At 63.2% G+C, this 17,867-nt stretch carries 16 protein-coding genes and 1 pseudogene; 9 read left to right on the plus strand and 8 right to left on the minus strand.

From position 1 onward, the window contains the following. The 5 genes and pseudogenes from AC1D0I_RS26100 to AC1D0I_RS26120 form a co-directional block, all read left to right on the plus strand. Positions 1-349 (plus strand): annotated as a pseudogene (locus AC1D0I_RS26100) (Gfo/Idh/MocA family protein); the annotation flags it as partial. Then, positions 346-1,245, plus strand: a complete 900-nt coding sequence (gene iolE / locus AC1D0I_RS26105; RefSeq protein ID WP_477398722.1) for a myo-inosose-2 dehydratase — start codon at positions 346-348, stop codon at positions 1,243-1,245. The pseudogene AC1D0I_RS26100 and the gene iolE, both read left to right, overlap by 4 nt. Before the next feature lie 156 nt (positions 1,246-1,401). Beyond that, entirely contained in the window at positions 1,402-2,358 is a 957-nt protein-coding gene (locus AC1D0I_RS26110; protein ID WP_477398724.1) for a rhizopine catabolism ABC transporter substrate-binding protein, read from the plus strand. A 55-nt stretch (positions 2,359-2,413) separates the two neighbouring features. Further along, positions 2,414-3,511, plus strand: coding sequence for an ABC transporter permease (locus tag AC1D0I_RS26115; RefSeq protein WP_095090981.1), 1,098 nt, complete (start codon positions 2,414-2,416; stop codon positions 3,509-3,511). After that, positions 3,511-4,305: an ATP-binding cassette domain-containing protein gene (locus AC1D0I_RS26120; RefSeq protein WP_477398725.1), complete on the plus strand. Its 795-nt coding sequence runs from the start codon at positions 3,511-3,513 to the stop codon at positions 4,303-4,305. The genes AC1D0I_RS26115 and AC1D0I_RS26120 overlap by 1 nt, the downstream gene beginning before the upstream one ends. A gap of 60 nt (positions 4,306-4,365) precedes the next feature. Here AC1D0I_RS26120 and AC1D0I_RS26125 read toward each other — a convergent pair whose 3' ends face one another. Together AC1D0I_RS26125 and AC1D0I_RS26130 are read right to left on the minus strand one after the other, a co-directional pair. After that, a complete protein-coding gene (locus AC1D0I_RS26125; RefSeq protein ID WP_477300550.1) occupies positions 4,366-4,662 on the minus strand; it encodes an HlyU family transcriptional regulator in 297 nt (98 codons plus the stop codon). A 233-nt stretch (positions 4,663-4,895) separates the two neighbouring features. Beyond that, positions 4,896-5,573 carry a PadR family transcriptional regulator gene (locus AC1D0I_RS26130; protein WP_095090978.1) on the minus strand — a complete coding sequence of 226 codons (678 nt, stop codon included), beginning with the start codon at positions 5,571-5,573 and terminating at the stop codon, positions 4,896-4,898. Positions 5,574-5,845: 272 nt separating this feature from the next. Between AC1D0I_RS26130 and AC1D0I_RS26135 the strand changes: the two genes are divergently transcribed. Then, a complete protein-coding gene (locus tag AC1D0I_RS26135; protein ID WP_477398727.1) occupies positions 5,846-6,103 on the plus strand; it encodes a DUF2798 domain-containing protein in 258 nt (85 codons plus the stop codon). 68 nt (positions 6,104-6,171) lie between these two features. Here the strand turns inward: AC1D0I_RS26135 and AC1D0I_RS26140 are convergent, their stop codons facing one another. From AC1D0I_RS26140 to AC1D0I_RS26150, 3 genes are all read right to left on the minus strand, one after another. Further along, on the minus strand, positions 6,172-6,564 hold the full coding sequence (locus AC1D0I_RS26140) for a thiol-disulfide oxidoreductase DCC family protein (protein ID WP_477398729.1): 393 nt from the start codon (positions 6,562-6,564) through the stop codon (positions 6,172-6,174). Between the two features lie 41 nt (positions 6,565-6,605). Next, entirely contained in the window at positions 6,606-7,664 is a 1,059-nt protein-coding gene (locus AC1D0I_RS26145; protein WP_477398731.1) for a DMT family transporter, read from the minus strand. Positions 7,665-7,767: 103 nt separating this feature from the next. Then, positions 7,768-8,061, minus strand: coding sequence for a GYD domain-containing protein (locus AC1D0I_RS26150; protein WP_095091717.1), 294 nt, complete (start codon positions 8,059-8,061; stop codon positions 7,768-7,770). Positions 8,062-8,378: 317 nt separating this feature from the next. Here AC1D0I_RS26150 and AC1D0I_RS26155 point away from each other — a divergent pair, with 317 nt between their 5' ends. Continuing rightward, positions 8,379-9,437, plus strand: coding sequence for a TauD/TfdA family dioxygenase (locus AC1D0I_RS26155; protein WP_477398732.1), 1,059 nt, complete (start codon positions 8,379-8,381; stop codon positions 9,435-9,437). 117 nt (positions 9,438-9,554) lie between these two features. On the opposite strand, the gene rpoD is transcribed toward AC1D0I_RS26155, so the two are convergent. From rpoD to AC1D0I_RS26170, 3 genes are all read right to left on the minus strand, one after another. Next, a complete protein-coding gene (rpoD, locus tag AC1D0I_RS26160; RefSeq protein ID WP_095090975.1) occupies positions 9,555-11,576 on the minus strand; it encodes an RNA polymerase sigma factor RpoD in 2,022 nt (673 codons plus the stop codon). A gap of 456 nt (positions 11,577-12,032) precedes the next feature. Further along, positions 12,033-13,970 carry a DNA primase gene (gene dnaG, locus AC1D0I_RS26165; protein ID WP_477398734.1) on the minus strand — a complete coding sequence of 646 codons (1,938 nt, stop codon included), beginning with the start codon at positions 13,968-13,970 and terminating at the stop codon, positions 12,033-12,035. Between the two features lie 149 nt (positions 13,971-14,119). Then, positions 14,120-14,488 carry an RcnB family protein gene (locus tag AC1D0I_RS26170; RefSeq protein WP_477398735.1) on the minus strand — a complete coding sequence of 123 codons (369 nt, stop codon included), beginning with the start codon at positions 14,486-14,488 and terminating at the stop codon, positions 14,120-14,122. Between the two features lie 378 nt (positions 14,489-14,866). Here AC1D0I_RS26170 and AC1D0I_RS26175 point away from each other — a divergent pair, with 378 nt between their 5' ends. Further along, positions 14,867-16,537 (plus strand): Na/Pi cotransporter family protein, encoded by a 1,671-nt coding sequence (locus AC1D0I_RS26175; RefSeq protein ID WP_477228123.1) that lies wholly within the window; start codon positions 14,867-14,869, stop codon positions 16,535-16,537. 140 nt (positions 16,538-16,677) lie between these two features. Beyond that, positions 16,678-17,862 carry an MFS transporter gene (locus AC1D0I_RS26180; RefSeq protein ID WP_477398737.1) on the plus strand — a complete coding sequence of 395 codons (1,185 nt, stop codon included), beginning with the start codon at positions 16,678-16,680 and terminating at the stop codon, positions 17,860-17,862. Positions 17,863-17,867 lie beyond the last annotated feature (5 nt).

A 17,867-nucleotide genomic window follows, 5' to 3' on the forward strand; every position in this document is an offset into this window, starting at 1 on the left:
GTGGAACATGGTGCATCTGGCCGTACCTGGGCTCGCCGACTACCGCGAACGCATAACGCTCTACTTCGACCAAGCCTCGCTCGAACTGGAATTCCCCTCACCCTATCTCAACCACCAACCGACACGGCTGACCCTGCGCACCAGCGACGGCCACACGCTTTCCAGCCGCGACATCCGCAGCGGATACGAAGAGGCGTTTGTCGAGGAATTGAAGGGTTTCTGGTCGGCGATCGTCGAAGGCACGCCGGTGCGTAACACCGCCGAGCAGGCGCGTCGCGACATGACGCTGCTGGCCGGGCTCACCCGGCGCCACCTTGCCCAGCTCAAGCAATCAGGAGCTCGCCCGTGACGGTTCGCATCGGCATAAACCCGATCACCTGGAGCAATGATGACGTGCCGGAACTCGGCGGCGATACGCCACTTGAGGTCTGTCTCGGCGAGACCAAACAGGCCGGCTATTCCGGCACTGAACTTGGCGGCAAGTTTCCGCGCCGGTCGGCCGAGCTGAAGCCGATCATGGAGCGCTATGGCCTTGCCGTGATTTCCGGCTGGTATGATGGCCGCTGCGACGAGAAGGAAGTCAGCGCGGAAATGGATGCGATCATGCCGCATCTCCAGCTGTTGAAGGATATGGGTGCGGCGCATGTCGTTTATGCCGACACCTCGCGCGGACGCCATGACGCCATCTGGGGACCGATCTCGCAACGCCCGGCACTGAGCCCGCAGGAATGGCCGGCCTACGGCCGCAAACTGACCGCGCTGGCCGAGCGGATGGCCGATTTCGGCGTGCGCATGGCCTTTCACCATCATATGGGGACCATCGTCGAGACCGATGCCGAGGTGGCCCTGCTGATGCGCCACACCGGCGAGGCGGTCGGCTTGCTCTACGACACCGGCCATTCGATATTCTCGGGCGGCGATCCGCTGGCTTTGATCAGGGCGCACGTCAAGCGCGTCGTGCACGTGCATTGCAAGGACGCGCGCAAGGCCGTGCTTGATCGGGCCCGCGCGCAAGACATGAGTTTCATGGGAGCGGTCATGGACGGGATATTCACCGTTCCCGGCGACGGGTTCATCGATTATCCCTCGATTTTGCGCGTGCTTGCCGACAACGGCTACAGCGGCTGGCTGGTCGTCGAGGCCGAGCAGGATCCCAGCAAGGCCAACCCGCTGACCTATGCGACAATGGGATTCCGGAATTTGTCGCGCACGGCTGGGGAAGCCGGATTTACTGTCAGGGAATGATCGAGGCCACTATTCGGCCTCCAGGGAACCAGTGCTGATGAATGAAACTGGACAGAGGTGTGCGAAGATTCAGGTCATGGAATAACAACGCACCTTGAAGGGGCAACTGGACTGYCGACCGTAACTGCGGCGGCGGAAAACAAACAGGAGGTTGTTATGTTTTCGCTTGCGAAATTAATAAAGCCTGCGCTCGGCCTGCTGGCCGGCGTTACGATGATGGCGGCGGCCACCAATCTTGCGGCCGCCGATGATACGCACGTGGTGTTTGTAACCCATGGCCAGAGCGGCGACCCCTACTGGTCGGTCGTGAAGAACGGCATGGACGATGCGGCCAAGACCCTGGGCGTCAAGGCCGAATATCTGGCGCCCGAAACATTCGACATGGCCAAGATGGCGCAAATGATCGACGCCATTACAGCCTCGAAGCCCGATGGGATGGTTGTTTCGATCCCCGACGCCGCGGCCCTTTCAGGTCCGGTCAAGAATGCCGTTGCCGCCGGCATCCCGGTCATCGTCATCGACTCTGGCGGTTCGAAGCTGACCCATGATCTTGGCGGCCTGCTGTTCATGGGACAGGACGAATTTCAGGCGGGCGTCATGGCCGGCGAGCGCATCAAGGCGCTCGGCCTCACCAAGGCGGTCTGCGCCAATCACGAGGTGGGCAATTCCAGCCTTGACGATCGCTGCGCGGGCTTTGCCAAGGGTCTGGGCGTCGATGTTCCGGTGATGAACGGCGTCATCGACCCGACTGAAATGAAGAACCGCATGATCGCCTATATGACCGCCCATGCCGATACGCAGTTCATTCTCGCTGTCGGCGCCAGCGGTGCCGAACCAACGCTGGCCGCGCTCGATGAAATGGGCCTTGCGGGTAAGGTGAAAACCGGCACGTTCGATCTGTCTCCCACCATCCTGCAGGCTGTTGTTGCCGGCAAGATGGAGTGGGGCATTGACGCCCAGCAATATGCCATGGGCTATATCCCGGTCGCGATGTTCGACCTTTGGAAGAAGTATAAGATCATGCCGATCGCCGACTATCCGACAGGCCCCGGTTTCGTCACCAAGGATACTGCCGCCTCGGTCATCGATCTGGCAAAACAGGGCAAGCGTTAACCGCTGGCGGCCGGGCCCCGGCCCGGCCGCTTTCACTGATGAAGGTAACGCATCCATGGCTGCAGAGGTTCGCGACGAGCGGATCCGGTCCGTCTCCCGCCTGAGCCGCCTGTTGAGCAGGCCGGAACTTGGYGCGGCGGCCGGGACCGTTCTGGTCTTTGTGTTCTTCGCCATCACGGCGGGAAATACGGGACTTTTCAGTGCCAAGGGGATCATCAATTTCCTTGAGGTCTCGGCCCAGCTTGGCATTCTCGCCGCACCCGTGGCCCTGTTGATGATCGCGGGCGAGTTCGACCTGTCGGTTGGCTCTATGATTGGCTTTGCCGGAATCCTGATCGCGATCCCATCCGTGTTCTGGGGCTGGCCCATCTGGCTTTCGCTGCTGTTTTCCTTCGCTGTTTGCGGCGGTATCGGTGCGCTCAACGGGCTCGCCGTCGTCAAGACCGGGCTGCCCTCATTCATCGTGACGCTCGGAAGCCTGTTCATGCTGCGCGGCCTGACACTCGGTCTCACCCGCGGCATATCCGGGCGGACCCAGGTTTCGGGCGTGCATGAACTGGCGTTGAATGATCCTCTCAACAGCCTGTTTTCGGGGCAGGTGTTTTCCGGCCTGATCGCCTGGCTTTCGGACATGGGCCTGGTCGGCAAGCGGGCGGACGGACTGCCGTCGATTTCCGGCATTCCGGTGTCGATCGTCTGGTGGATCGCATTGACCTTGATCTGCACCTGGTTGCTGACGCGCAGCCGCTTCGGCAACTGGATCTTCGCCGCCGGCGGTGAAGCCAACGCAGCGCGCAATCTCGGTGTACCGGTGGCGCGCACCAAGATCACGCTGTTCGTCATGACGGCCATGGCGGCCGCGCTCTTTGCGGCGATCCAGGTCCTGGTCACCGGCTCGGCCGACACGCTGCGCGGCACCCAAAAGGAATTCGAGGCCATCATAGCCGTCGTCATCGGCGGCACGCTGCTTACCGGCGGCTACGGATCGGCCGTCGGTGCCATGTTCGGCGCATTGATCTTCGGCGTGGTGCAGATGGGCATCTTCTACACCGGCATAGACACGGACTGGTTCAAGCTGTTCATGGGCGCCATGATGGTCATCGCCGTGCTGTTCAACAGCTATGTGCGCAACCGCGCCATGAGGAGCCGGTGATGGCCGAGCCCTATGTCGAACTTAAGTCGGTCAGCAAGTATTTCGGGTCGGTCGTTGCGCTGAAGGATGTGTCGTTCGACGTATGTCCCGGCGAGGTCCATTGCCTGCTTGGCGACAACGGCGCGGGCAAGTCGACGCTGATCAAGACGCTGTCCGGCGTCTACGCGCCAGACGAGGGTGAAATCCGCGTCCAGGGCAGGCCGACAAGGTTTGCGTCACCGGCCGATACCCGCAACAGCGGCATCGCGACGGTCTACCAAGACCTGGCTCTGGTGCCGCTCATGAGCGTGGCGCGAAACTTCTTTCTCGGGCGCGAGCCGATGCGCAAATTCGGCCCGATCAGCCAGTTTGACGCCGAGTTCGCCAACCGAACCGCCTATGACGAATTGTCGGCGATGGGCATCCAGCTGCGCGATCCGGAACAGCCCGTCGGCACGCTTTCGGGCGGGGAACGGCAATGCCTGGCCATCGCGCGCGCCGTTTATTTCGGCGCCAAGGTGCTGATCCTGGATGAGCCGACATCGGCACTGGGGGTCCATCAGGCATCCGTGGTCCTGAAGCTCATCGTCCAGTCCAAGGCGCGCGGCATCGGCGTCATCTTCATTTCCCACAACGTTCATCACGCTTATGTGGTCGGCGACCGCTTTACCTTATTGAAGCGCGGCAGATGCACCGGCACCTACGCGAAAAGCGAAATCGATCGCGACCAGTTGCTCAATCTGATGGCCGGAGGCAAGGAACTGGTCGATCTGGAACAAGAACTGAATAAAGCGGTCAAAGGCAGCCCCGCGTAAGGGAGCAAAGGTCAAGCAGGTGGCGCAAAGCAGACGGCCGTCGCCTCGACCGGTCCAGCCCTACCCGAAGATCCGCTCGCCCTGCTCGTCGACCAGCTGGATGCCCTTCTTGATCGAGATGTCGACGGCGTCGTCGAGCCCGGCGAAGCGGTCGGCGCGGATGAATTTGTGCTCCTTGATGACGCCATCGACCTCCTTGGAGACGACGCCGCAGGTCTGGTACTGGCCCTCGGCCTTGTAGGGCGTGGCGCTGATCAGGAACCCCTTGTGCTCGACCTGTTTGGCTGGCGCTGCGGTCTTCGGCTCGCCTGCCTCGGCTCCGCCACCACCGCCGAAAAGACGCTTTAGAAAAGACATCGCTCAAATCTCCCTGTTCGCCTTGCAATCGCGGCCTGCCCTGTTCGCGATTCACGACGGCTGTTGTTCCAGCATGCGCGAATGTGCCGCCGCATTCCAGCCCCCTGATGAAGGCGTCGGCTGGCAGATCGATCTCGTCAGCCTGCCGCGGCCCGTCAATCGAAATGACAAAAAGCCCGGGGGTTCCCGAGCTTTTGTCTGTTCTGGCTTTTGGCTGTACTGGACGGGCGGCTTCAGCCGCGCGACAGCGCTTCCAGCGCCTCGGCGGCGCCTTCGAGAATGGCGATCGCCTCAGCCTGCTTGTCCGCCGGGGCATCGACGAAGTCACCGAGTGCCGCACGCAGCCGGTGACGGACGGCGCGGAATTCGTCGCGCGCCTCCGAGCGGCCACCACGACCGCCACGACGACCGCCCTCTTCGCTCTCGTCGTTCCAACCGAACCAGTCGCGCGCCTTGGCCATCTTGCGGCCGAAGCGCTCGAGGTGGTCGAGCACGCCGTCAATCATCTCGCGGTTGTCGTTCAGATGCGCCTGCCCGGCTTCGGTGATCGAAAACACCTTCTTGTTGCCGTCGGCCGCGGAAGCGGCATAGCCGGCTTCTTCCAGGAAGGTCAGCGTTGGGTAGACCACGCCCGGGCTCGGGCTGTAGATGCCGCTGGTGCGCTCTTCCAGCGCCTTGATGATGTCGTAGCCGTGGCGAGGTGCCTCGGCCAGCAGCGACAGCGTGATCAGCTTGAGATCGCCGTCAGCCAGCATGCGCCCGGCGCGGAACATGTCGCCCGGGCCGCCGCGTCCGCCGCCGCGACCGCCATGCCCGAACGGGCCGAAACCACCGCCACGGCCGCCGAACTTGCCGGCCATGTGCATGAATATGCGCTCGCCGAAATGATTGTGCCCGAATTGCTTGTGCATTGATTGCTCCTTGAGTTCTATCTTACGATATATCTTAATTAGGCACACCAATCGCTGGAGTCAAGATATATCTTACGATGTATCTGAATGCCGCGCCAGAGGCTTGCTTTTGCCGGAACGCGCCGCTAGAAGGCCCGCGAGCGCCACGGCTGCTCCGTAAGCGTCTGACGTCAAGCAACGCATCCAACCCCGGTCTTTCCGGGCAATTGCGCCGAAAACCGGCGAATGGATGCCAAATGCGACGGACCGGACACTTCAGGGAACCTCCCAAAATGACTGCAAGAAATCGGCGCAGGAAGCTGCCTGCGCGCTATGCTGCCATCATCAGCCCGCTGGTGCTGTCGCTGTTGATGACCTTCATCGTCTCATTCATCTCGACGCTGAAAAGCCTCGGTTTCCACCCCGGACTGCCATTCATCTGGATGACCGCCTGGGGTCTGTCCTGGCTGGTGGCGTTTCCAACGCTGCTGCTGGTGCTGCCGATGGTGCGCCGCATCGTTGGCGCACTCTGCGAGTCGGCCGGCCGATAGGGCCTGGCAAAGGGAGGTCCGCAAATGGTTCGGGACCTCCATTCGCCCCGGTCACCGACGAGGAACCGCTACCAGCGGCCGTTGCGCCGGTTCCAGGCGTAGAGCAGGTCGGCGAACCGATCATAGGCAAAACGCGTCAGCGGCAAGGCGATCGGATTGCCGAACACGGTCGCCAGCCAGCCCTCGCCCGGCGTTATCAGCCACACGGCAATGGCGACATCGGCGCCGACCAGCAGTCGGCCGTCGGCGTCGGTCGCGTGCAGCCGGCGACGGATATCCTCAAGCGAAGCGCCAAATCCGGCAAGTGCCGCCGGTTCAAGGTTGATGTCGCGAAACACGATCCGTCCGGCCTTGACCGCTTCGATCAGCCGCCGCTTTTGCCGGCTGATGCCGGCATCGCAAACCGGGCAGCGTGTGTTGTACCAGACGGTCAGCAAAGGCTTGGTCCGTTGCTCGGGCATGGATCCTTCCAAAAACCGGCACCTGCTTTCTGGGGTCATGCTCAGCCGTGGCCATGCCTGTGGTGCAGGTCGGGATAATGCGGATGCCGGTGGCGCATGGGCGCATGCCGGTGCCAGTGCGAATGCGGCTCGCTCACCGGTCCGTCATGATGGTGCTGGTGGTGCTCGTCATGCACATGGCTGTGCTCGTGTTCCAGTGCCTCGTGGTCGTGCTCGTGCTCATGGCGTTCCGACAGATGCAGCCAGAGGCCGAAGGCCATCAGAAGCCCGGCGACCGCCAGCTTGAGCGTGACGGCGTCACCCAGGATGACGATTGCCAGCAGCGCGCCGATAAAGGGGGCGAGCGAGTAATACGCCCCTGTCCGTGCCGTGCCGAGATGACGCAGCGCAACGATGAACATCACCAGGCTGACCCCGATGACAAAGAAGCCGACGGCTGCGGTGACTGCGACGATCGACGCTGGCGGAAACGAAGCCCCGCCGGCGAGCGCCAGCCCGATATTGACAGCACCCGCCACCAGCCCTTTGAGCATGGCGATCACCACCGGGTCGGTGGCCGAGATCTTGCGTGTGAAATTGTTGTCCAGCCCCCACGCCAGGCACGCCGCGGCGACGAGCACGGCACCAAGGTTGAAGGCAACGCCCTCACCTTGCCACGACAGCAGAACGGCACCGGCAAGGATGGCGAAGGCGCCCAGGAGCAGGCGGCGGTCGACATTCTCGCGGTAGACGAGCCAGGCGATCGCCATCGTCGCCAACCCTTCGAGATTAAGCAGCAGCGCGGAACTGGATGCGGTGTTGAGGCCGAGGCCGAACATCAGCAGCACCGGTGCGACTATGCCGCCGGCGCCAATCGCCAGCACCAGCCATGGCATGTCCCTGGCGGTCAGTTGCGCCTCGCCAGCGCCGGTGCCGCGCAGCAGACGATAGAGGGCCAGCCCGGCGCCGGCGCCAAGATAGAGCAGACCGGCCAGCATGAAGGGATTGACGCTGTCGAGCAGCAGCTTGCACAGCGGCGGCGCCGCGCCGAACAGGATGGCGGAGCCAAGAGCAAGCGGCACGCCGGGCCACAGATGCGCATGTGAATTCGGTTCGGACATGGCCGCATCCTAGTGCATGTCGCCCAAACTGCGCAGCGGATTTGGGCGACATGCATTAAACAAGGACGTGAAGCGCTTCAGCCTCGGCGCTGTTCTGAGAGCACTACCCGAGCGAGGTGATGATCTCGCGATAGGCAAATTCGGGGAAGGCTTTCAGCGTCCGCGTCCTGATGTTGCCGGCCGCCGCCAGCATCAGCGAGAAGCGAGCCAGGACCGCGTCGTCGGGCGCTTCAACCACGGCCACCATGTCGTATTCACCCATGGTCAGGTAGAACGCCTTGAACGATCCGCCCATGTCTCCCAGCTGCTTCCTGGCGGCGTCGAGTCGCTTCGGTGAATCGCGCACATTTCTGGCGCCCTGTTCCGTCCAGTTCATCAGCACGATGTAGCTTGTCATGCACACCTCCCTCCGGGCCACGGAGCACGGCGGCTTCGCCGGGGCGGGCATCCGGGTTTGTCGCCCAGAAAATGCATCCGACGTCGAAATTATCCTCCCGCAGCGAATATCCTGCAAGGACTACCGCGCCGACGCCCGTCGCTGGGTAAAGGCGAGCCTCGCGAGGCGGCGGCAAAGCGACGGCCGTAAGACGGTCGGCGCCGACCAGAGAAAGCCGGTTTTAAAACCCGCCTGATTGCGGCAATCTCGGTCGTGGCCGTCGATCTGGCGGAAATCCCCGCCGGCAACCGAGACCGATCCAGCCGCCGGAGAGCTTCATGCGCGAAACCATCGACCTGCCGCCGGAATCGATCGAGAGTCCTGCCGCATGGACCGGCGAGGACATGGCGAAACATCCTGAGCGTTGGCTGGTCGAACTGGACGCGCGCGACGTCGCGGAACTGGAGTTGGCGGCAACCGGCTTTCTCGCCCGCTCGCAGGACATCGGCAACCTGACCAAGGCTGACTTCCCCTTGCCCCGGCTTGTCGGCCATCTTGCCGCCCTTCGCGAAAAACTGATCGCCGGCATTGGCTTCGAGGTGCTTCGCGGTCTCCCGGTCGAGAGATATTCAGCGGAAATGGCGGCAACGATTTTCTGCGGGATTGGCGCGCATCTGGAAAGCGCACGATCCCAGAATGCCCAGGGCCATATCCTCGGCCACGTCTGCGACATAGGCGCCGACGCCAGGGACGCCACGACGCGCATCTACCAGACCTCTGAGCGCCAGACGTTTCACACCGACTCCGCCGATGTCGTCGGTCTGCTCTGCCTGCGCGATGCCATGCAAGGCGGCGAGTCCCTGCTGGTGAGCACAGTGACGATCTACAACGAGATGCGCAAGAAACGGCCCGACCTCACCCGCCTGCTGTTTGATCCGATCGCCACCGACCGGCGCGGCGAAATACCGGAAGGGGAAAAGCCCTACTTCGAAATCCCGGTCCTCAACTGGCATGCGGGATTGCTGACCGGCATCTACCAGCGCCAGTACATCGACAGCGCGCAACGCTTTCCGGATGCCATGCGGCTCAGCGCCGCGCATGTCGAAGCGCTGGATCTCTTCGACAGCCTTGCCAATGATCCCAGACTAAACCTGTCGATGCGGCTGCGGCCCGGCGACATGCAGTTCGTCTACAATCATTCGCTGCTTCACGACCGCATGGGCTTTCGCGATTGGCCGGACCCGGACAAGCGCCGCCACATGCTGCGGCTGTGGTTGTCAGTGCCGGGCGACCGACCGCTGCCCGAGTGCTTCAGGCAGCGTTACGGCTCCATAGAGATCGGCAAGCGGGGCGGCATCATCGTCAAGGGGACGCGCCTGAACGTGCCGTTGTGGTAGATCGACAACGGGCGGACGCCCCAGGCCTTTGTGGCGTTGATGCCCTTCGAAGAGCACACCGCAGCAGGCATCGGTATCGGCGTCAATTGAGCTGGCCGGCGACGACGCCGTCCCTGCTCAGCTGTCCAAGAAGCTCCTGAGCTTCCGGCTACGGCTTGGATGCTTCAGTTTCCTGAGCGCCTTAGCTTCGATCTGGCGGATGCGCTCGCGGGTGACCGAGAACTGCTGGCCGACCTCTTCCAGCGTATGGTCGGTGTTCATGCCAATGCCGAAGCGCATTCTAAGCACGCGCTCCTCGCGCGGCGTCAGCGAGGCCAGCACGCGCGTGGTGGTCTCGCGCAGATTGGCCTGGATCGCGGCGTCGATCGGCAGGATCGCCATCTTGTCCTCGATGAAATCGCCCAGGTGCGAATCCTCCTCGTCGCCGACCGGCGTTTCGAGCGAGATCGGCTCCTTGGCAATCTTCAGCACCTTGCGCACTTTTTCGAGCGGCATGGCGAGCTTTTCGGCCAGTTCTTCCGGCGTCGGCTCGCGGCCGATCTCGTGCAGCATCTGGCGCGAGGTGCGCACGATCTTGTTGATCGTCTCGATCATGTGCACCGGAATACGGATGGTGCGCGCCTGGTCGGCGATCGAACGCGTGATCGCCTGCCGGATCCACCATGTCGCGTAGGTCGAGAACTTGTAGCCGCGGCGGTATTCGAATTTGTCGACCGCCTTCATCAGGCCGATATTGCCTTCCTGGATCAGGTCGAGGAACTGCAGGCCGCGATTGGTGTATTTCTTGGCGATGGAGATGACGAGACGCAGATTGGCCTCGACCATTTCCTTCTTGGCGATCGCGGCTTCGCGCTCGCCCTTCTGCACCTGGTTGACGATCTTGCGGAATTCCAGGATCGAGATCGCCGTTTCGGTGGCCAGATGCTGGATTTCGGCGCGCAGGTCGCGGATGGCGTCCTTCTCGTTCTTGGTGAATTCCTTCCAGCCGCGCGAGGTCAGGTTGCCGATCGCGCGCGTCCAGTTCGGGTCGAGCTCCGAGCCCTGATATTCCTTCAGGAATTCCTCGCGGCGCACGCCGTAGCTTTCGGCGAGCCGCAGCAGCTTGCCCTCGTTCTGCACCAGGCGCTTGTTGATGTCGTAGAGCTGTTCGACCAGCGCCTCGATGCGCGCCGTGTTGAGCGACAGCGACTTCACCGCCTTGATCAGCTGGTCCTTCAGCTCCTTCAGCCGGCGGTCCTGGCTGGGCGACAGCGTGCCGGCCGCGGCCAGCCGGTTCTCGACCTGCTGGTCCTGCAGCTTGCGCAGCTTCTTGTAGGTGTCGGCGATGACGTCGAGCGTCTCCATCACCTGGGGGCGGAGTTCCGCTTCCATCGCCGCCAGCGACAGGCTGGCCTCGTCCTCGTCTTCCTCGTCGTCATCGACCAGCCCGCGCGTGTCGGCGCCGACATTGGTGACGTCGTCTTCCTCGTCGCGCGAACGGCGCGGCTTGTCCTCGACCTTGGCTTCCTCGATGCGCTCCACCACCGGCGCCTGCTTGGCCTCGGGGCCGGCATAGGTGGCTTCGAGATCGATGATCTCGCGCAGCAGGATCTTGGATTCGTTGAGCTCATCGCGCCAGATGATGATGGCCTGGAAGGTCAGCGGGCTTTCGCACAGGCCCGCGATCATCGTCTCGCGGCCGGCCTCGATGCGCTTGGCGATGGCGATTTCGCCCTCGCGCGACAGAAGCTCGACCGAGCCCATCTCGCGCAGATACATGCGCACCGGATCGTCGGTGCGATCGGTCGGCTCTTTCTTGGTGGTGGTGGCGGCAACGGCGGTGCCAGTCTGCTCGGCCAGCTCGTTCGCGTCTTCCTCGGCATCGGCCGCGGTGTCTGCGGCCTCGGGCTCTTCGCCCTGCTCGTCGTCCTCGACCACGTTGATGCCCATGTCGGACAGCATCGCCATGGTGTCCTCGATCTGCTCCGAGGTCACTTCCTCGGAGGGCAGCACCGAATTCAGCTCGTCCATGGTGACATAGCCGCGCTTCTTGGCGGCCTTGATCATCTTCTTGACAGCATCATCGGAAAGGTCGAGCAGAGGGCCATCGGTGGCGCCTTCGCGTTCGGTTTCGACCTCTTCCTTTTCCTTTGTCGCCATAGTCTTTATCTTCTCCTAGCGGCCGAACATCAAAGCCGCGTAAGCTGTCGGACCAGTCAAATCGGATGCACTCGCTTATGAGTCGCGCTTCACCGGGCCAGTAACTGCATCTCTCGTTAAGTCCAGATTAACCCTGATATCTGTGGCAGGCAGCTTGCCTGTCCAGTGACCAGTACCTCACATCGTTTATTTCCCGTCGACGCGGGTGCGGGTTAACGTTTCGAATCGTCCTGATTCCGCCATTCTGCCGGAAGGTCAAGCGCCTCTCGCATGATTCGCATGAAAAAAGCGAATCAATTACCCGACTTAGCCCCGCCACGCGCCATTTGGACGCGCAACAGCGCTTTCACATTTCACTCTCTTGCCGAGCCCGTCCCTGCCCTATCGGCCGGCAAAGGCTCTGTCTTTCTTTTGGTGGAAGCACGAAAAACCGTTCCCACTTTTCGGGATCATGCTTTAAGCCCGCCCGGCCCTGCCCGAGGATACACCGAATCCTTCGATCAGCGCTTCCGTCGCTTGTACATCCTGAAATTGCGCCTGAATTTCGATCAGGTGCCGATAGTTTTCGTCTGTGGGATCGGTGGCGAGCGCCGCTTCCGCCTGTTTCAGCTCCTTATGTAAGGTGCGCGCGCTGCGCTGCAAGTGCAGGGCCTGGCTGAAAGCGTCGCGGGCATCCTCGAGGGCTGCGGTCTCCAGCGCCGGCCAATGCCGCATTCGCCGGATCAGCCCGACCGCCCGCTCCCAGATCTCGGCGCAGCCGGCGCGCTCGATCATTGCCACCACGGCCTGACGGTCATTGGCCATGTCATGCGCCATCGCGTCGAGGATGGCAGCGTGCAGCCGCCTCAGATCGGAGTTGGCGAGATCGAGAAACTCGATATGTGCGAAATTCTCGTCGATCAGCACCGGATGGTTGACCAGCGCGACGATGATCGTCGCCTCGCGCATCGACATCCCCTCGCTGCCGCGCTTGACCAGCGCCGAGCGGCCGAGGCTCTCGGTGATCGGTGTGCGTCCGCCGCCGGCCTTGGCGAATTGTCCGCCCGGCGGCGGCGGCGCCTTGCCCTGGCCCGGGCGCCCATCCTCGCGGCCTTGCCTTGTACCGCGCTGCGCGCCGAAGAAGCTCAGCACGCGCTCGCGCATTTCCTGTTGATAGTGATAGCGAAGGCTTTCGTCGCGGATGCGACTGGTCAGTTCGCGCAACGTCTTTTCGAGCTCGGCCCGCCGCTCCGGCGTGTCGAAGACGCCGCCGGCCGTTTCGCGCATCCACAGAAGGTCGGCCAGCGGCCGCGCATCGGCCAGCACGGAACGGAAAGCGTCCGGCCCTTCGGCCTTGACTAGGTCGTCGGGATCCTTGCCTTCCGGCAGCAGCGCAAAGCGCGCCGAGCGCCCTGCCTGCACCGCCGGCAGCGCCATGTCGGCGGCCCGCCAGGCAGCCTTCAGGCCGGCCTTGTCACCGTCGAAGCACAACACCGGCTCGCCGGCCATGCGCCACAACAGCTCGAGCTGGTTTTCGGTGAGCGCCGTGCCGAGCGGCGCCACGACATTCTCGAAGCCGGCCTGCGCCAGCGCGATCACGTCCATATAGCCTTCGACGGCAATGACCGTGCCGCCCTTGGCAAGCGCCTTGCGGGCGCGGGCGAAATTGTAGAGCACGTTGCCCTTGTGGAAGAGCTCGGTGTCGGGCGAGTTCATGTATTTGGCTAGCGCATCGGGCGCCAGCGCGCGGCCCCCGAAAGCAACGATCTTGCCACGCGAATCCGGGATCGGGAACATGATGCGGTCGCGGAACCAGTCATAGGAGACCGGAATGTCGTCGCCATGCCGCACCAGCCCGCAGGCCTCGATATCGGCCTTGGGAACACCCCTGGCGGCGAGATGCTCCTTCAGCGCATTGCGGCTATCGGGCGCGAAGCCGAGCCGGAACGATTGCTGCGTCGCCGGTGTCAGCCCACGATCGCGCAGATAGGCGCGGGCTTTCGCACCCTCCGGTCCCTGCAGGCGCTCCTGGAAGAAGGCGGTCGCCATCTCCATGACATCGGTCAGGCTGGCGCGTTCCTTTTCGCGCCGCTCCTCCTGCGCATCGCGAACCGGCATCGGCACGCCGGCCATGTCGGCGACCTTCTCGACCGCTTCGGGAAAGCTCATGCCGTCGAGTTCGGTGAGGAACTTGAAATGATCGCCCGACACCGAGCAGCCGAAACAATGGTAACGGCCCTTCTTGTCCTCGCAGTGGAAGGATGGGCTCTTCTCGCCATGGAACGGGCAGCAGGCCCAATAATCGCCGCGCGGCGCGTTGGTCTTCTTCCTGTCCCACACGACGCGCTGGCCGATCACCGATGAAATCGGCACGCGGTCGCGTATCTCGTCGAGGAAGGCGGGCGGAAAGCGCATCGGGAAACTCGTTTCCCCACCATATAATCATGCCCGCGGAATCCGACGACCCCTAATGCGGACGATGCCCGGTTTCCACAGGACAAAAAAGGCGGCCGTTGCGGGCCGCCTTTCTTTCACCTCCAACAGGGTGCTGGCCCAGACGGGATCTACTGCCCGGCAAGCGCGCCGAAAATGACGCCGGAGAGGACGCTGACCAGCACATAGTCGTTGCCGACGCGGATCCATTCCTGGCCGCGGCCGGGGCGATGCAGGCCATAGCGGCCATAGTCGCGGATCGGCCGGTGCTGCCTCCAACCGGAATATTTCTGGCCATTGCGCCAATGGCTGCGCTTCACGACGATCTTCTTCTTCACGACACGCTTCCTGACGTCGACGTGCTTACCGGGCTTTTGCCAGTCGACCTGGCTGTAGGTCGACCGCGGAGCGATCGGCGCATTCATCGGCGCGGCCTGGCCGGCGATCGACGTGGCGGCCAGCATCGAGAAAGCGAGAGCGGAAAGGACAATGCGTTTCATGGGAAGTCTCCTTGGTTGTCGATGCCCAAGGGATAGTGATTCACCGATGAACCGAAACTGAACACCTGCATTACAATTGTGTAATGAATTCCTTCGCTTATTTAGGAGAATTGAACATCCTCGCAAAGATCGCAGCCAAACGCGCGCGATCCACCGCGCCACAGCAGCCTCGCTATGCAACCATTTGCGCGTCCGTCCATTTTCCGACACCGCCTGTCGCGGCGCAACGGCCCTTGAAATCGACAAGATTTTATTACCCGGCTAATGTAATATCGTCATCCTGGTCACTGCCATGAATATGATTCGCACCCTCGTTTCCCCCACTGATCGCCGCGCTTGTCGCATCGCGCACCCCGTTGTCCGCATGCGGAAAGCGACATGAGCGGTTCCGTCGTCCTTCTGCATCTGGCCGGCGCCGTGGCGCTGATGCTGTTTGCCACCCGCATGGTGAAAACCGGCGTAGAGCGCGCCTATGGCGACGTGCTGCGCCATCGTCTGCGCGCCACCATGCGCAATCCGATCATGGCGGTGCTGGCCGGCACCGGCCTCGCCATCGCCCTCCAAAGCTCCACCGCTGTCACACTACTGGTCGGCTCCTTCGCCGGCTCCGGCATCGTCTCAGGCGCTGCCGGGCAGCTTGCCGTGCGCGGTGCGGAAATCGGCTCGGCGCTGGTGGTAAAGCTGCTGACCTTCGATCTCACCCTGCTGGTGCCGCTCTGCCTGATCACCGGCACGGTGATGTTCATGGCCACCGAGCGGCGCGACTGGCGCCAGTCCGGCCGCATCCTGGTCGGTATCGGCCTTTTGATCCTGTCGCTGGAAATGATCGGCCAGGCATCGGAGCCGCTGCGCAACAGCCAGCTCATGCCGGTCATCATCAATTACTTCTCCAGCGATTCCATCACCGCCTATCTGTTGGCGGCGCTGATCACCTGGCTGTTCCAGTCGAGTATCGCGGCGGTTCTGTTGATGGCGACGCTGGCCGGCCGTGGCCTGATCACGCCGGAACTCGGCGTCGTCCTCATCCTCGGCGTCAACCTCGGATCCTCGATCATCGCGCCGATGCTGACCCGTTCGGCCGGGCCCGCCGTGCGCGTCGTGCCGATCGGCAATCTCCTGATGCGCGGGCTTGGCTCGCTGGTCGTGCTGATCCTGTTCATGACCTTCAGGCCACACGTCGCCTTCCTTGGCGCGACGGCGGCGGACCAGATCGTCAACGCTCACATCCTGTTCAATGTGCTGATCCTGCTCGCCGGCCTGCCGCTGGCCGGGTTCGTCTACCGCGCCTCGGAGAAGATCGTGGCACTCGGCACCAAACCGGCGCCGGCCGCCACACTCGATGTGGTCGAGCTTTCCGCGCTCAACGAGAGCGCGCTGGACGTTCCAAGCCAGGCATTGGCCAATGCCACGCGCGAGGTGGTGCGGGTCTGCGAGACCGTCGAGATCATGCTCAAGCGCATCATCGAGCTGTACGAGAGCGCCGACGCCGACAAGATCAAGGCGCTGGCAGCACTCGACGACCGCGTCGACCGCAAGCACGCGGCGATCAAGCTCTATCTGGCCAAGCTTACCAGGAATCCGCTGACCGAGGACGAGGCGCTGCGTTGCCAGGAGTTGATCGGCGCCTGCGTCAAGCTGGAGCAGGTCGGCGACATCATCGTGCGCAACATGCTGGTGCATGTGAAGAAGAAGCTCGAGCGCGGGCTTGAGTTCACGCCCGAGGGCTGGCGCGAACTCTGCGCTTTTCACGCTTCGGTGCTGGCCAATGCTCGGCTCGCCTTCAACGTGCTGGTATCACGCGATCCCGAGACCGCCCGCCAGCTGGTGCTGGAAAAGGACCAGCTGCGCGACCGCGAGAAGGAAACCAGCGCCAGCCATTTCGTGCGGCTGCGCGACGGAACCGCCAAGAGCGTCGAGACCAGCTCGATCCACCTCGACACTATCCGCGACCTGAAGCAGATCAATTCGCTGTTGGCGTCGATGGCCTATCCGGTGCTGGAAGAGCGCGGCCTGCTCACTGGATCGCGGCTGAAGGCGAGCGGAGGTTGACCCTGCCGGTCTCCCCGCGAGGGAGATCGGCGTTCCACGCCCGCACGTCCACTCAAGAAAACCTAAAGTCGCGACAAAAATTTCTGGATTGCCCGCAACGCCCATCCGTGGTTTGAGGCCGTTCCAGCTAGGGCCTTCCCATGTCGCTTCCGCTCATCGCCCTGTTCATCGCCGCCTTCGCTTTCGGCACCACCGAATTCGTCATCGCCGGCGTGCTGCCGCAGGTGGCGGAGGGGCTCGGCGTCTCGGTTCCATCGGCCGGCTATCTCGTCTCGGGCTATGCCTGCGGCATCGCCATCGGCGGTCCGCTGCTGGCGCTCGCCACCAAGTCGCTGCCGCGCAAGAGCTTGCTGCTCGGCCTTGCCGTCGCCTTCACCATCGGCCAGGCGGCCTGCGCTCTGGCGCCCGATTTCACCTCGATGCTGTTGCTGCGCATTGCCGTGGCGATAGCGCATGGCGCCTATTTCGGCGTCGCCATGGTCGTGGCGGTCGGTCTCGTGCGCGAGGACCAGCGCGGCATGGCGGTCGCCGTCATCCTGTCCGGGCTCACCGTCTCCAATGTCATCGGCGTGCCGGCCGGCACCGCGATCGGCAACGTCTGGGGCTGGCGCGCGACCTTCTGGGTGATGGGTGCGCTGGGTGTCGCGGCAACGCTTGCCATGGCAGCCCTTTTGCCGCGCACCACCGGATATCAGGCCAAGCCCGCCGGCCTGGCGCGCGAGGTTCGCGTGCTGGCGCGCCAGCAGGTCTGGACTTCGCTGATCCTGATGCTGATGCTGATGATCGGCCAATTCGGCCTGTTCACCTACATCACGCCGACATTGCTCGAAATCACCGGGCTGGATGAAAGCCAGGTGCCGTGGGTACTGCTGCTCAACGGCGTCGGCGCCACGCTCGGCGTCTTCCTCGGCGGCAAGCTCTCCGACTGGAAGCTGATGCCGTCGCTGATCACCATGCTAGCCCTGCAGGCGGTGACGCTGGCGGTGATCTATGCCGTCAGCCCCTACCCCTTGCCGATGGTTGTGGCGATTGTCGTCTGGGGCGGTCTCAACTTCGCCATCGGCACGCCGATCCAGACCCGTATCCTGGCCTGGACCGCCGATGCGTCCAATCTCGCTTCGTCGCTCATTCCATCCGGCTTCAATGTCGGCATCGCGCTTGCCGCATCGCTGGGCTCGGCGATGCTGAATGCCGGCTACGGCTACCGCAGCCTGCCGCTGCTTGGCGCCATCGCCATGCTGGTCGCCATCGCGGTGGCGCTCGCGTCTTATGTCTGGGAAGGACGCAGCAACGCCACGCCGCCGCTCACGGCCCCAGCCGAGTAGAGCAC

This window comes from Mesorhizobium sp. P2_D1, assembly GCF_056404455.1.